The sequence below is a fragment of the Pseudomonas sp. HS6 genome (assembly GCF_023375815.1).
Classification (GTDB): domain Bacteria; phylum Pseudomonadota; class Gammaproteobacteria; order Pseudomonadales; family Pseudomonadaceae; genus Aquipseudomonas.
In genome coordinates this window covers 6,025,047-6,038,437 of the sequence record NZ_CP067412.1, presented here as the reverse complement: position 1 = coordinate 6,038,437, position 13,391 = coordinate 6,025,047, and the positions used below count along the sequence as shown (strand labels likewise).

Below are 13,391 nucleotides of genomic sequence, written 5' to 3'. Positions count from 1 at the left end.
CGGGATGGTCGAGGGCTACAGGCTGCCCTCGACATCCTCCAGGCTGAACGTTTCGGTGTGGTCGTCGTAGGAGAAAATCTCGGCGTAACGGCCCCAGGCAATCACGATTTCCAGGTTTTTCTCGACGAAGGCTTCGGTCAGCGAATCTTCCAGTTCCTGCTCGAAACGTACTCGCGGTGCCCGGTGACCATTGCGTTCCAGCAACACCTGGTGGATCCGCGCGGCCAGCGGTATGTAGCGGATCAGGTGTTCGGCGAACAGGGTCTTGCGTTCCTGGGTGCCGTAGTCCGCGAACAGTTTACCGGCGTCGGTCAGGGTGATGTCCGCGCCCTTGAGTTCGGCGAAGCCCAGGTATTCGAGCATCTCGGCCACGGGAAACAGATCGTCCACTTCCAGCAGGCGCCGCTCGGCCACGGTGGGCAGGCCGGCATGGCCGTTATAGGGTTCGGCTGCGAGGGTTTCGATCAGACCGGCCATCAGGTTGGTGGACACTTCCTGCAACGGGCTGCTGATCTTCAACTCCGGTTTGCCGGTGCTGGCGTCGGCGCTGCGGCGGTCGGTCATCTGCGCGTAGATGTCATCGACCATCTGCCGGAACGCCGGGTCCAGGCGATTGCGCGGATGGGCGAAGGGCACCTTGATTTCCGCCACCAGCCGCCCGGGGTTGGACGACAGCACCATAATGCGGTCGCACATCAGCACCGCTTCTTCGATGTTGTGGGTCACGATCAGGATCGATTTGATCGGCAGTTGCTTGCCGCTCCACAAGTCCAGCAGATCGTTTCTCAGGGTTTCGGCGGTCAACACGTCCAGCGCCGAGAAGGGTTCGTCCATCAGCAGCAGCGTCGGGTTGACCACCAGCCCGCGGGCGAACCCCACGCGCTGGCGCATGCCGCCGGACAGTTCGCGAGGGTAGGCGTTTTCGAAACCGTCGAGGCCGATCAGGTCAATGGCCGCCAGTGCTCGCTTGCGCGCTTCCTTGCGTTCGACCTGCAAGGCCTGCAGGCCGGCTTCGACGTTTTCCAGAACCGTCAACCACGGGAACAGCGCAAAGGTCTGGAACACCATGGCCACGCCTTCTGCCGGGCCGTCCAGCGGTTTGCCGTTGTACAGGACTTCGCCGGACGAAGGCTCGATCAGGCCGGCGATGATCCGCAGCAGAGTCGATTTGCCTGAGCCTGAGCGGCCAAGCATGCCGACGATTTCGCCTTCGTGCAGGGCCAGGTTGACCCCGCTGAGCACTTGCAGCTCGTCCTTGCCCTTGCCAAATACCCGGTTGACGTCGGTGAGCGAGTAGATTTCGGGTGTGGCGCCAGCGTGTTCAGTAAAGGTATTCATCACATCGAATCCCGTCAGTTCAGGCGAAGTTTGTTTTCGGCCATGGCGTACATCGGCCGCCAGACCACGCGATTGAAGGCCACGACAAAGAACGACATCACCACCACGCCGAGGGTGATTTTCGGGAAGTCGCCGGCAGCCGTGGTTTGCGCGATGTAGGCGCCCAGGCCGTGGGCGACGACTTTGTCCTGCCCCCAGGAAACGAATTCGGAGACGATGCTGGCGTTCCACGCACCGCCCGAGGCGGTGATGGCGCCGGTCACGTAATACGGGAAGATTCCCGGCAGCATGACCTTGCGCCACCACAGCCAGCCGCGAATGCGGAAGTTGGCGGCGGCTTCCTTGAAGTCATTGGGGAAGGCACTGGCCCCGGCAATCACGTTGAACAGGATGTACCACTGAGTTCCCAGCACGATCAGCGGGCTCAGCCAGATGTCCGGGTTCAACTGGTAACGCAGGATCACGATGACGAACACCGGAAACAGCAGGTTGGCCGGGAACGCCGCGAGGAACTGCGCCAGCGGCTGGATTTTTTCGGCCAGCGCCGGACGCAGGCCGATCATCACGCCCAGCGGCACCCAGATCAGCGAGGCGATGAAGATCAACCCGGCCACCCGCAGCAAGGTAAACAATCCCATCAGCAACACATGCCCGACCTCGGCAAACGTCACTTCGGTGCCGACATACAGCACGATGTGATAGAGCGCATACGCCGTCAGCAACCCGATCAGCGAGCCCCAGATCCAGTCAATGGCCTTGGTGGTGGCGGGACTTTCCGAGGCCATGACTTTGCGCGCCGAACGCGGCAGGTTCAGGCGCATGTTGCCGAGGCGGCTGATGGCGCGGGTGACGGGGCGCAAAATGCGCTGGATCAACCGGGTGCGCTGGATCAGATTCAGTACCCAGGACTCCGGCGCGGCGGTCTGCGATGCGGTGTTTTCCATACGGAACTTGTCGGCCCAGGCAACCAGCGGGCGGAACAGGAACTGGTCATAGATCAGGATGACCACGACCATCGTCAGAATCACGTAGCCCACCGCGTGCATGTCTTTTTGCGCGATGGCCATGGCCAGGAACGAACCGATCCCCGGCAGGGTGATGGTCTGGTCGCCGACGGTGATCGCTTCGGATGCCACCACGAAGAACCAGCCGCCGGACATGCTCATCATCATGTTCCAGACCAGTCCGGGCATGGCGAAGGGCACGTCGAGCTTCCAGAACTTCTGCCAGCCGGACAGTTGCAGGTTGGTCGACACTTCCACCAGATCCCGCGGCAGCATGCGCAGCGACTGGTAGAAGCTGAAGGTCATGTTCCACGCCTGGCTGGTGAAAATGGCAAAGATCGCGGCGAGTTCCGCGCCCAGTACCCGGCCTGGAAACAATAATAGAAAGAAGGTCACGGTGAAGGAGATGTAACCCAGCACCGGCACCGATTGCAGGATGTCCAGCACCGGTACCAAGAGTTTTTCGGCCCGGCGGCTTTTTGCGGCCAACGTGCCGTAGAGCAGGGTGAACACCAGCGACGCAACCATCGCCGCGAGCATGCGCAGGGTGGTGCGCATGGCGTATTCGGGCAAATTGCTTGGGTCCAGGGAGACCACTTCACTTTGCAGTGAACCGATCGGGGCCCAGGTTTCCCGGGCACCGATGGAGAAAAACAGCAAAAAGCCGATCACCAGCGGCAGGGCGATCAAGTCCCAGCGATTGGGCAACAGGCGCCGTGTCGAGGCCGGGATGTAGTGGCGGAACACTTTGTTCATAGGCAGTGAGTCCTGCAGCGTTCTGAATGGAGGCGCGGCTGTCTGAGCGTAGCTTCTGTCTGCATTGCGCACCCGGGAACGAGCGGACGCTCATTCCATGACTTCAAGTGGGAAGTGGATGCTGCGGACCCGGTGAATTCACCGGGTCGAGAGGGTTGGCGCACCCGGTTTCGGGCCGGATACGCAACTTGCGCGGATTGTATATTTCGGAATGTTACAGAGTCGTAAAAAACGCGGCCCGCGAGGACTTTGCGTTAGTTCATTCAGCGTGTGGACAGGTTGAGGAGCCTGGGGGTTACTTGAACCGCCGTTCCACGCCTTTTTCCACCAGGATCTTTGCCGAAATCTCCTCCACCGAAAAATGCGTGGAGTTGATGTGCGGGATGTTCTCGCGGCGGAACAGGTTCTCCACCTCGCGCACTTCGAATTCGCACTGGGCGTAGCTCGAATAGCGGCTGTTGGGCTTGCGCTCGTTGCGGATCGCGGTGAGGCGATCCGGGTCGATGGTCAGGCCGAACAGCTTGTGCTGGTGGGCACGCAGGGCGGCCGGCAGTTGCAGGCGTTCCATGTCATCTTCGGTCAGCGGATAGTTGGCCGCGCGGATGCCGAACTGCATCGCCATGTACAGACACGTCGGCGTCTTACCACAACGCGACACGCCCACTAGTATCAGGTCGGCCTTGTCGTAATAGTGCGTGCGGGCGCCGTCGTCGTTGTCGAGGGCGAAGTTCACTGCCTCGATCCGCTCCATGTAATTGGAGTTGTGGCCGATGGAGTGGGATTTGCCGACGGTGTAGGAAGAATGCTCGGTCAGTTCCTGCTCGAGCGGGGCGAGGAAGGTCGAGAAGATGTCGATCATGAAACCATTGGAGGTTGCGAGAATCTCACGAATGTCCTGATTGACGATGGTATCGAAGATGATCGGCCGGAAACCGTCGGTTTCAGCGGCTTTATCGATTTGTTGTACCATGGCCCGCGCTTTTTCCACGCTGTCGATGTAGGGCCGCGTGAATTTGCTGAAGGTAATGTTTTCGAACTGCGCCAGAAGGCTTTGACCCAGGGTTTCGGCGGTGATGCCGGTGCCATCGGAGATAAAGAAAGCAGATCGTTTCATTTGCACCTTGGGCCTTAAGCTAATGAGTATTTCTGGATATGATAGGCGCGATTTGCCGGCCGCCATTGGCCCGCATTCTCACTTATTTTCCAGGTCCAGGCCATACAGCCGGCCAACGCTCCCCCGAGCCGCCGGTTTCTGAGCTTTTCCAACACAGTTAGTGGAGAGATCACCTTGGTAGAGTACGTAGTTTCCCTCGATAAGCTCGGCAAACACGATGTTGAGCATGTGGGGGGCAAGAACGCATCCCTGGGCGAGATGATCAGTAACCTGGCCGGTGCCGGTGTTTCGGTCCCCGGCGGCTTCGCCACCACGGCGCAGGCCTATCGCGACTTTCTTGAGCTCAGCGGTCTGAACCAACAGATCCACGACGCGCTCGACGCCCTGGACGTCGATGACGTCAATGCCCTGGCCAAGACCGGCGCCCAGATCCGTCAATGGATCATGGAAGCCGAATTCCCTGAAAAACTGAATGCCGAGATCCGCACCGCGTTCGCCGCGCTGTCGGCCGGCAATCCTGACGTGGCCGTGGCCGTACGTTCCTCCGCCACCGCCGAAGACTTGCCGGACGCTTCGTTCGCCGGTCAGCAGGAAACCTTCCTGAACATCCGTGGCGTGGAAAACGTCATCCGCGCGGCCAAGGAAGTGTTCGCTTCCCTGTTCAACGACCGTGCCATCTCCTACCGCGTGCACCAGGGCTTCGACCACAAACTGGTCGCCCTGTCGGCTGGCGTGCAGCGCATGGTGCGTTCGGAAACCGGCACCGCCGGCGTGATGTTCACCCTCGATACCGAATCCGGCTTCCGTGACGTGGTGTTCATCACCGGCGCCTACGGCCTGGGCGAAACCGTCGTACAAGGCGCGGTGAATCCGGACGAATTCTACGTCCACAAGGGCACGCTGGAAGCCGGTCGCCCGGCAATCCTGCGCCGCAACCTGGGCAGCAAGGCCATCAAGATGATCTACGGCGACGAGGCCAAGGCCGGTCGTTCCGTGAAAACCGTTGATGTCGACAAGGCCGAACGTGCGCGTTTCTGCCTGACCGACGCTGAAGTCAGCGAGCTGGCCAAGCAGGCGATGATCATCGAGAAGCACTACGGCTGCCCGATGGACATCGAGTGGGCCAAGGACGGTGACGACGGCAAGCTGTACATCGTGCAGGCCCGTCCGGAAACCGTGAAGAGCCGCACCCAGGCCAACGTCATGGAACGTTACCTGCTGAAAGAAACCGGCACCGTGCTGGTGGAAGGTCGCGCCATCGGCCAGCGCATCGGCGCCGGCAAGGTGCGGATCATCAAAGACGTGTCCGAAATGGACAAGGTCCAGCCGGGCGACGTGCTGGTCTCCGACATGACCGACCCGGACTGGGAACCGGTCATGAAGCGCGCCAGCGCCATCGTCACCAACCGTGGCGGCCGTACCTGCCACGCGGCGATCATCGCCCGTGAGCTGGGGATTCCGGCCGTCGTCGGTTGCGGTAACGCCACCCAGCTGTTGAAGGATGGCCAGGGTGTGACCGTGTCCTGCGCCGAAGGCGACACCGGTTACATCTTCGAAGGTGAACTGGGCTTCGATATCAAGAAGAACTCCGTGGACGCCATGCCGGAGCTGCCGTTCAAGATCATGATGAACGTCGGTAACCCGGACCGCGCCTTCGACTTCGCGCAACTGCCGAACGCCGGTGTCGGCCTGGCCCGTCTGGAATTCATCATCAACCGCATGATCGGCGTCCACCCGAAAGCGCTGTTGAACTACGACGGCCTGCCACAGGAAATCAAGGACAGCGTCGACAAGCGCATCGCCGGCTACGACGATCCGGTCGGCTTCTATGTCGAAAAACTGGTTGAAGGCATCAGCACCCTCGCTGCTGCGTTCGCACCGAAGAAGGTCATCGTGCGTCTGTCGGACTTCAAGTCCAACGAATACGCCAACCTGATCGGCGGCAAACTGTACGAGCCGGAAGAAGAAAACCCGATGCTGGGCTTCCGTGGCGCTTCGCGTTACATCAGCGAATCCTTCCGTGACTGCTTCGAACTCGAGTGCCGCGCGCTGAAACGCGTGCGCAACGAGATGGGCCTGACCAACGTCGAAATCATGGTGCCGTTCGTGCGTACCCTGGGCGAAGCCAGCCAGGTTGTGGACCTGCTCGCCGAAAACGGCCTGGCCCGTGGCGACAACGGCCTGCGCGTGATCATGATGTGCGAACTGCCGTCCAACGCGATCCTGGCCGAAGAGTTCCTTGAGTTCTTCGACGGTTTCTCGATCGGTTCCAACGACCTGACTCAACTGACACTGGGTCTGGACCGTGATTCCGGGATCATCGCGCACCTGTTCGACGAGCGTAATCCGGCGGTCAAGAAGCTGCTGGCCAACGCGATTGCCGCGTGCAACAAGGCCGGCAAGTACATCGGCATCTGCGGTCAGGGTCCTTCGGACCACCCGGACCTCGCCAAGTGGCTGATGGAACAAGGCATCGAAAGCGTTTCGTTGAACCCGGATTCCGTACTGGAAACCTGGTTCTTCCTGGCTGAGGGTCAGGCGCAGGCCTGATCGGTGAGTGAAGAGGTCGGTCCCTGACCGGCCTCTTTAGGATTCAAGTAGGGCGAGCTCTCCGGATGCCGCCCTTTTTTGTGCAAGAGCATTATGCAAAGCAGCAGTGACCTATTTCCTGTCGCCCTGATCAGCGCCGAACGACGCGGTGATCTGAGCGAAGACGTATACCGCTTGAAACCGGGCAACAGCCCTGATTGGTCCGTGGAAATCGCGGTGACCCGTCTCGGCATGGCCGATGAACCGGCGACACGCGGCGTACCGGTAATTTTGCTGCATGGCAGCTTTTCCAATCGGCGTTTCTGGTTCTCCCCGAAAGGGCTGGGGCTGGGCGCTTACCTGACGCGCCTGGGGTTCGATGTGTGGATTCCGGAAATGCGCGGTCACGGCCTGTCCCAGCGTAACGAGGACTATCGCCGCAACCGCGTCGCCGACTACGCCCGTTACGATCTGCCGGCCATCGCCGCGTTCGTGCGTGAGCAGAGCGGGCAGGTACCGCACTGGATCGGCCATTCGCTGGGTGGCATCACCCTCGCGGCAGCGCTGGGCGGCGAGTATCTGGGTGAACCGGCCGTGGCGTCGGCGGCGTTTTTCGGCACGCAGGTCAGCCGCACGTACTGGCCGCTGAAAATTCCACCAGTGGAGTGGAGCGGGCGCTTCATTCTCAAGCGATTCGCCCAGTTGTCCGGCTCGCGGCTCAAGCGTGGCCCGGAAGACGAGCCGATCGGCCTGGCCCTGGAAAGCATGCGCTGGTATGGCCTGTTCGGGCGTTTTGGCGACAAGGACAAGGATTGGTGGGCGGGGCTCGCTGATGTTCAGGTGCCTGTTTTGGCGGTGACGGCGGCTGGCGATCATCAGGATCCGGCGTGGGCCTGTCGCAAACTGTTCGATCAGATCGGTTCCGAGCACAAGCAATTCATCAATCTGGGGCATGAGCAGGGTTTCAACGACAATTTCGGCCATGTCGAGATGTTGGTGAGCAAGGCCGCCCAGGCTGAAGTCTGGCCACTGGTTGCGCGCTGGCTGGCGGATCAGCACACGCCGTTGCTGGGCGAAAAGCCCGATCTGGCAGCGGCTGTGTGATCGGAACACGCTGAAAAGGGCATTTCGTTCAAGTCGGCTTGCGGCTAAGATATGACGCATTGGACGGTTCTGGTCATATTTAGTGACTGTTTCGCTATTACGTTTCAGCCTTTGTTCAGGTTCGGTCAGCGACCATTGCATGGACTAAGGTAAACAGCGACCGCCGGGACTCGTTTCAAAAGAGTGCGACATCCTTGATCGTCTTCCTTGTTACAGGAGTTTTTCGATGAACCATTACCTTACGCCTGACCTGTGCGACGCCTATCCGGAGCTGGTGCAGGTGCTGGAACCGATGTTCAGCAATTTCGGCGGCCGTGATTCCTTCGGCGGCGAAATCGTGACCATCAAATGCTTCGAAGACAACTCGCTGGTCAAGGAACAAGCCGAACTCAAGGGCAACGGCAAGGTGCTGGTGGTCGATGGTGGTGGCTCCCTGCGCTGCGCACTCCTGGGCGACATGATCGCCGAGAAAGCCGCGAAAAACGGTTGGGAAGGGCTGGTAATCTACGGCTGCATCCGTGATGTGGATGTCATCGCCCAGACCGATCTCGGTGTCCAGGCGCTGGCCAGCCATCCGAAGAAGACTGACAAGCGCGGTCTCGGCGACCTCAACGTGCCGGTGACGTTCGCGGGTGTCACGTTTCATCCGGGCCAATACATCTATGCGGACAACAACGGCGTGATCATCTCGCCGAGCCCGCTGCAGATGCCTGAATAAAATCGCGGTAAGCACTGGGGTGAGGATGTTCGAGGAAGAAAACGCGCAATGGGGGCTGGTGCATGCCCTGGTGCTGGACGGTAAAGGCGGTGCGCGTTCGATAGCCCGGACTGATCTCGACAGTTTGCAGCTGCAGGCACACGAAAGCCTGTGGCTGCACTGGGATCGCAGTCACCCGCAGACCCAGACCTGGCTGCGCAAATCCAGTGGCCTCAACGAATTCACCTGCGACCTGCTGCTGGAAGAGAACACCCGCCCGCGGCTGTTGCCGCTGCCCGATTCCGAATTGCTGCTGTTTTTGCGCGGAGTCAACCTCAATCCGGGTGCCGAGCCGGAAGACATGGTGTCGGTACGCATTTTCGCTTCGGCCCAGCGTGTGATTTCCCTGCGTTTGCGCCCATTGCGCGCCACCGATGAACTGTTGGCGATGCTGGGGGAGGGCAAAGGCCCGAAAACCTCGTCCGAACTCATTCTCTATCTCGCCCAATACCTCACCAACAAGGTGCAGGATCTGGTCACTTGCCTCTCGGAAGTGGTCGATGAAGAGGAAGAAAAACTGGATGCCGACGAACGGTATACTCCCGAGCACGGTGCCATTTTGCACATCCGTCGCCGGGCGGCCGGACTGAAGCGTTTTCTTGCGCCGCAGCGGGATATTTTCGGACAGCTGACGCGGATAAAACTGCCCTGGTTCGTCGATGACGACGCCGACTACTGGAACGAATTGAACAACAGCCTGACCCGCTATCTCGAAGAGCTCGAATTGACCCGAGAGCGCGTGGGGCTTGTGCTGGACACCGAAGACCGGCGTTTGAGCGTGCGCATGAATCGCACCATGTACCGCTTCGGGATCATCACCGGGATCTTTTTGCCGATGAGTTTTCTCACCGGCCTGTTGGGGATCAATGTCGGCGGAATTCCGCTTTCCGGGAGCCCCTACGGATTCCTTGTGGCGTGCCTGCTGATGGTCTCGGTTGCACTCGGACAATGGTGGTTGTTCCGCCGTTTGCGCTGGGTATGACGATGCGCCATGTGACCCGACCAAATTTGCCCGCGTCTTTCACAGACATCACGAGAGGTGCGTATGCACGATCCGTTTGAACAGTCTTTGCGCGACATGCTCAACGCCTCGCCGTCCGGCCGCGACGACGACGCCTGCCTGGGTCGCGTACTCAAAACCGCCAACCGCCAGGTCGGCGCCGGCGATCTGTTCAGCCTGCTGGGCCGTTGGCTGCCCGCGCTGATGATCGCCCTGAACAACGGCTCGGCTCATGTCGCGCCCGTTTCCCGTCTCCGTAAACCTACTGCTCGCACTGCTGATAAGGCTGATTGAATATGGAACTTGATCTCTGGACTCAGAGCCTCGTCACGGCAATGACTGCGTTGTGGACCAAAGTCGCTAATTTCATCCCGAACCTGTTCGGCGCACTGGTGGTGCTGCTGTTGGGCTTCGTGGTGGCCAAGTTGCTGGACACGCTGCTGTCCAAACTGCTGGCCAAACTCGGTCTGGATCGCTTGATGGGCGGCACCGGCCTGACCAAATTGATGTCCCGTGCGGGACTGCAAGTGCCGATCTCGACCCTGATCGGAAAAATCGTCTATTGGTTCGTTCTGCTGATCTTCCTGGTTTCTGCAGCAGAATCCCTTGGCCTTGAGCGGGTTTCAGCTACGCTGGACATGCTGGCGTTGTATGTGCCGAAAGTTTTCGGCGCCGCGCTGGTGCTGCTGGTGGGCGTATTGCTGGCGCAACTGGCGAACGGTCTGGTGCGCGGTGCGGCAGAAGGCGTAGGTCTGGACTACGCTTCAGGGCTTGGGCGAATTGCTCAGGGCCTGGTGATCATCATCAGTATCTCGGTCGCGATCAGTCAGCTCGAGGTCAAGACCGACCTGCTGAACCATGTGATCGTCATCGTATTGATTACCGTTGGTCTGGCGGTTGCGCTGGCCATGGGCTTGGGAAGCCGGGAAATTGCCGGTCAGATTCTTGCGGGAATCTATGTGCGTGAGTTGTATCAGGTTGGGCAACAAGTGCGTGTTGGCGAGGTCGAAGGCCAGATCGAAGAGATCGGCACGGTTAAAACCACATTGCTGACCGATGAGGGTGAGCTAGTCTCACTCTCCAATCGGATCCTGCTGGAACAGCATGTGAGTAGCCGCTAACCCGGCAAACCCTGCTAATGTATGCCGCCGCAAAATGCCAGCTGACGCTGGCTGCGGTGGACATTGACCTGACTGTCGGCACGACTTGTTTTGAATAAAGCCCAAACGCTATCCACGCGCTACGACCCCCGCGAGCTCTCTGATGAGGAGTTGGTCGCGCGCTCGCATACCGAGCTGTTTCACGTGACGCGCGCCTATGAAGAACTGATGCGGCGTTACCAGCGAACATTATTTAACGTTTGTGCGCGGTATCTTGGGAACGATCGCGACGCAGACGATGTCTGTCAGGAAGTGATGTTGAAGGTGCTGTACGGCCTGAAGAACTTCGAGGGGAAATCGAAGTTCAAGACATGGCTATATAGCATCACTTACAACGAATGCATCACGCAGTATCGGAAGGAACGGCGAAAGCGTCGCTTGATGGACGCATTGAGTCTTGACCCCCTTGAGGAAGCGTCCGAAGAAAAGGCGCCCAAACCCGAGGAGAAGGGTGGACTTGATCGCTGGCTGGTGTATGTGAACCCGATTGACCGTGAAATTCTGGTGCTTCGATTTGTCGCAGAGCTGGAATTTCAGGAGATCGCAGACATCATGCACATGGGTTTGAGTGCTACAAAAATGCGGTATAAACGTGCTCTAGATAAATTGCGTGAGAAATTTGCAGGCATTGCTGAAACTTAGTTCAGCGCAAATATCTCTTACGTGTAGGCAAGTTCTGATAGACTTGCCGCCGAGTTGTCCCCCGGTTTGCGGGACTGCTTCACAATCACCAGATGGGGATTTAACGGATGAAACTGAAAAACACCTTGGGCTTGGCCATTGGTTCTTTGATTGCCGCTACTTCGTTCGGCGCACTGGCACAAGGCCAAGGCGCAGTTGAAGGCGAACTGTTCTACAAGAAGCAGTACAACGACAGCGTTAACCATGTCGAAGACGGCTTCAACCCAGGCGCCTCTATCGGTTACTTCTTGACCGACGACGTATCGTTGAACTTGACCTACGACAAGAACAACCACACCCGTTCGAACGACGGCACCGGCAGCCAGAAACTGCACGGCGACAACTTCGGTCTGAACGCTCAGTACCACTTCAACAACGCTGGCGACGCTCTGCGTCCTTACGTTTCTGGTGGCGTGAAGCACGGCAGCCTGACCAACGTAGCTGATGACGGTCACACCGGTCGCGATCAGTCGACCTACCTGACTGCTGGCGCTGGCGTTAAGTACTACTTCCTTGAAAACTTCTACGCCCGTGCTGGTGTAGACGCTGACTACAAACTGGACAACGGTCGCTGGAACTACGCTCCAGTAATCGGTCTGGGTGTGAACTTCGGTGGCGGCAACAAGCCTGCTGCTGCTCCAGTTCCAGCACCAGCTGAAGTCTGCTCCGACAGCGACAACGATGGCGTTTGCGACAACGTTGACAAGTGCCCAGACACCCCAGCCAACGTAACTGTTGACGCTGATGGCTGCCCGGCAGTTGCTGAAGTTGTTCGTGTTGAGCTGGACGTGAAATTCGACTTCGACAAGTCGGTCGTCAAGCCAAACAGCTACGGCGATATCAAAAACCTGGCTGACTTCATGAAGCAGTACCCATCGACTCGCACCACTGTTGAAGGTCACACTGACAACGTCGGTCCTGACGCTTACAACCAGAAACTGTCCGAGCGTCGTGCAAACGCCGTTAAACAAGTTCTGGTTAACCAGTACGGTGTTGAATCGTCCCGCGTTGGTTCGGTTGGCTACGGCGAATCCCGCCCAGTTGCTGACAACAAAACCGAAGCTGGTCGTGCTGTTAACCGTCGCGTAGAAGCGCAGGTTGAAGCTCAAGCTAAGTAATTAGCTCGCCGCTTTGAGGAAAGCCCGGTTTATGCCGGGCTTTTCTTTGTCTGCGATTTGGTGAAAAGCAGATGATCAGGCTGACTGATCAGCTGGCCAGGCCAGCAAATCGGATCGGGCCGCAGAAGCTGCCACCGCACCAATCACCAGAATGGCAGGGCTCTTGAGCTCAAACCTGCAGGCGTCTTCCTCCATCCCCGTCAGATTGCTCCGGCATTCCCGTTGTTGTGGCAGGGATGCGTTCTCGATCATGGCCACCGGCGTATCCATTGCCATCCCGCCTGCGAGCAATTGCTCACGAATCTCGCTGAGCTTGGCCACCCCCATGTAGATCACCAGCGTCGTGCCGCTTTGCGCCAGAGCCTGCCAGTTCAATGGGCTGTCATCCTGAGTGTGCGCAGTGACCAGCGTCACACCCCGTGCCACGCCGCGCAAAGTCAGCGGAATATCGCACTGCGTCGCCCCGGCCAGCCCGGCGGTGATGCCATTGACCAGATCCACTTCAACCCCGTGCTCACGCAGCCACTGCGCTTCCTCGCCGCCACGGCCGAAGATGCAGGGATCGCCGCCCTTGAGCCGAACCACGCATTTGCCCTGGCGCGCATAACGCAGCATTAGCCGATGGATGAATGCCTGTGGCGTCGAGCGACAGCCGCCGCGTTTGCCGACCGAAATGATCCGTGCGGCCGGGCAGTGCTCCAGCACGGCGTCGTTGACCAGGTCGTCGATCAGCACCACATCCGCTTCGCGCAAGGCACGCACGGCTTTGAGCGTCAGCAATTCAGGGTCGCCGGGACCCGCGCCCACCAGCCAGACTTTTGCGTTCATGG

Annotated in this window: 12 protein-coding genes; 8 read left to right on the top strand and 4 right to left on the bottom strand. The window is 59.2% G+C overall.

Features of this window, described 5'->3' with window-relative positions; genetic code table 11:
• Positions 1 to 15: 15 nt before the first annotated feature.
• The 3 genes from JJN09_RS27325 to JJN09_RS27315 form a co-directional block, all read right to left on the bottom strand.
• On the bottom strand, positions 16 to 1,338 hold the full coding sequence (locus JJN09_RS27325; RefSeq protein WP_249484551.1) for an AAA-associated domain-containing protein: 1,323 nt from the start codon (positions 1,336 to 1,338) through the stop codon (positions 16 to 18).
• 14 nt (positions 1,339 to 1,352) lie between these two features.
• The gene (locus JJN09_RS27320; RefSeq protein WP_249484550.1) at positions 1,353 to 3,098 is read right to left on the bottom strand and encodes an ABC transporter permease subunit; all 1,746 of its coding nucleotides are present in this window, start codon (positions 3,096 to 3,098) and stop codon (positions 1,353 to 1,355) included.
• Positions 3,099 to 3,393: 295 nt separating this feature from the next.
• Positions 3,394 to 4,212 carry a pyruvate, water dikinase regulatory protein gene (locus JJN09_RS27315; RefSeq protein WP_096822521.1) on the bottom strand — a complete coding sequence of 273 codons (819 nt, stop codon included), beginning with the start codon at positions 4,210 to 4,212 and terminating at the stop codon, positions 3,394 to 3,396.
• 174 nt (positions 4,213 to 4,386) lie between these two features.
• Here JJN09_RS27315 and ppsA point away from each other — a divergent pair, with 174 nt between their 5' ends.
• From ppsA to JJN09_RS27275, 8 genes are all read left to right on the top strand, one after another.
• Positions 4,387 to 6,762, top strand: a complete 2,376-nt coding sequence (gene ppsA / locus JJN09_RS27310; RefSeq protein ID WP_249484549.1) for a phosphoenolpyruvate synthase — start codon at positions 4,387 to 4,389, stop codon at positions 6,760 to 6,762.
• A 93-nt stretch (positions 6,763 to 6,855) separates the two neighbouring features.
• Positions 6,856 to 7,845, top strand: coding sequence for an alpha/beta fold hydrolase (locus JJN09_RS27305; RefSeq protein WP_249484548.1), 990 nt, complete (start codon positions 6,856 to 6,858; stop codon positions 7,843 to 7,845).
• Positions 7,846 to 8,071: 226 nt separating this feature from the next.
• Positions 8,072 to 8,563 (top strand): ribonuclease E activity regulator RraA, encoded by a 492-nt coding sequence (gene rraA / locus JJN09_RS27300; RefSeq protein ID WP_249484547.1) that lies wholly within the window; start codon positions 8,072 to 8,074, stop codon positions 8,561 to 8,563.
• 25 nt (positions 8,564 to 8,588) lie between these two features.
• Complete coding sequence (locus JJN09_RS27295) at positions 8,589 to 9,584, top strand: zinc transporter ZntB (RefSeq protein WP_085732397.1); 996 nt, start codon at positions 8,589 to 8,591, stop codon at positions 9,582 to 9,584.
• Between the two features lie 63 nt (positions 9,585 to 9,647).
• Complete coding sequence (locus JJN09_RS27290; protein WP_085700244.1) at positions 9,648 to 9,896, top strand: CrfX protein; 249 nt, start codon at positions 9,648 to 9,650, stop codon at positions 9,894 to 9,896.
• Between the two features lie 2 nt (positions 9,897 to 9,898).
• On the top strand, positions 9,899 to 10,723 hold the full coding sequence (locus tag JJN09_RS27285) for a mechanosensitive ion channel domain-containing protein (protein WP_065259736.1): 825 nt from the start codon (positions 9,899 to 9,901) through the stop codon (positions 10,721 to 10,723).
• A gap of 90 nt (positions 10,724 to 10,813) precedes the next feature.
• Positions 10,814 to 11,404 carry an RNA polymerase sigma factor SigX gene (gene sigX / locus JJN09_RS27280; RefSeq protein ID WP_011333251.1) on the top strand — a complete coding sequence of 197 codons (591 nt, stop codon included), beginning with the start codon at positions 10,814 to 10,816 and terminating at the stop codon, positions 11,402 to 11,404.
• 107 nt (positions 11,405 to 11,511) lie between these two features.
• Positions 11,512 to 12,561: an OmpA family protein gene (locus JJN09_RS27275; protein WP_249484546.1), complete on the top strand. Its 1,050-nt coding sequence runs from the start codon at positions 11,512 to 11,514 to the stop codon at positions 12,559 to 12,561.
• Between the two features lie 75 nt (positions 12,562 to 12,636).
• Here the strand turns inward: JJN09_RS27275 and cobA are convergent, their stop codons facing one another.
• Positions 12,637 to 13,389, bottom strand: a complete 753-nt coding sequence (cobA, locus tag JJN09_RS27270; protein WP_249484545.1) for a uroporphyrinogen-III C-methyltransferase — start codon at positions 13,387 to 13,389, stop codon at positions 12,637 to 12,639.
• Positions 13,390 to 13,391: the final 2 nt, after the last annotated feature.

What these genes read in the sequence shown, in the direction of transcription:
- JJN09_RS27325 (WP_249484551.1), bottom strand. Translation starts at nt 1,338, where the DNA reads ATGAATACCTTTACTGAACACGCTGGCGCCACACCCGAAATCTACTCG.
- JJN09_RS27320 (WP_249484550.1), bottom strand. Translation starts at nt 3,098, where the DNA reads ATGAACAAAGTGTTCCGCCACTACATCCCGGCCTCGACACGGCGCCTG.
- JJN09_RS27315 (WP_096822521.1), bottom strand. Translation starts at nt 4,212, where the DNA reads ATGAAACGATCTGCTTTCTTTATCTCCGATGGCACCGGCATCACCGCC.
- JJN09_RS27305 (WP_249484548.1), top strand. Translation starts at nt 6,856, where the DNA reads ATGCAAAGCAGCAGTGACCTATTTCCTGTCGCCCTGATCAGCGCCGAA.
- rraA (WP_249484547.1), top strand. Translation starts at nt 8,072, where the DNA reads ATGAACCATTACCTTACGCCTGACCTGTGCGACGCCTATCCGGAGCTG.
- JJN09_RS27295 (WP_085732397.1), top strand. Translation starts at nt 8,589, where the DNA reads ATGTTCGAGGAAGAAAACGCGCAATGGGGGCTGGTGCATGCCCTGGTG.
- JJN09_RS27290 (WP_085700244.1), top strand. Translation starts at nt 9,648, where the DNA reads ATGCACGATCCGTTTGAACAGTCTTTGCGCGACATGCTCAACGCCTCG.
- JJN09_RS27285 (WP_065259736.1), top strand. Translation starts at nt 9,899, where the DNA reads ATGGAACTTGATCTCTGGACTCAGAGCCTCGTCACGGCAATGACTGCG.
- JJN09_RS27275 (WP_249484546.1), top strand. Translation starts at nt 11,512, where the DNA reads ATGAAACTGAAAAACACCTTGGGCTTGGCCATTGGTTCTTTGATTGCC.
- cobA (WP_249484545.1), bottom strand. Translation starts at nt 13,389, where the DNA reads ATGAACGCAAAAGTCTGGCTGGTGGGCGCGGGTCCCGGCGACCCTGAA.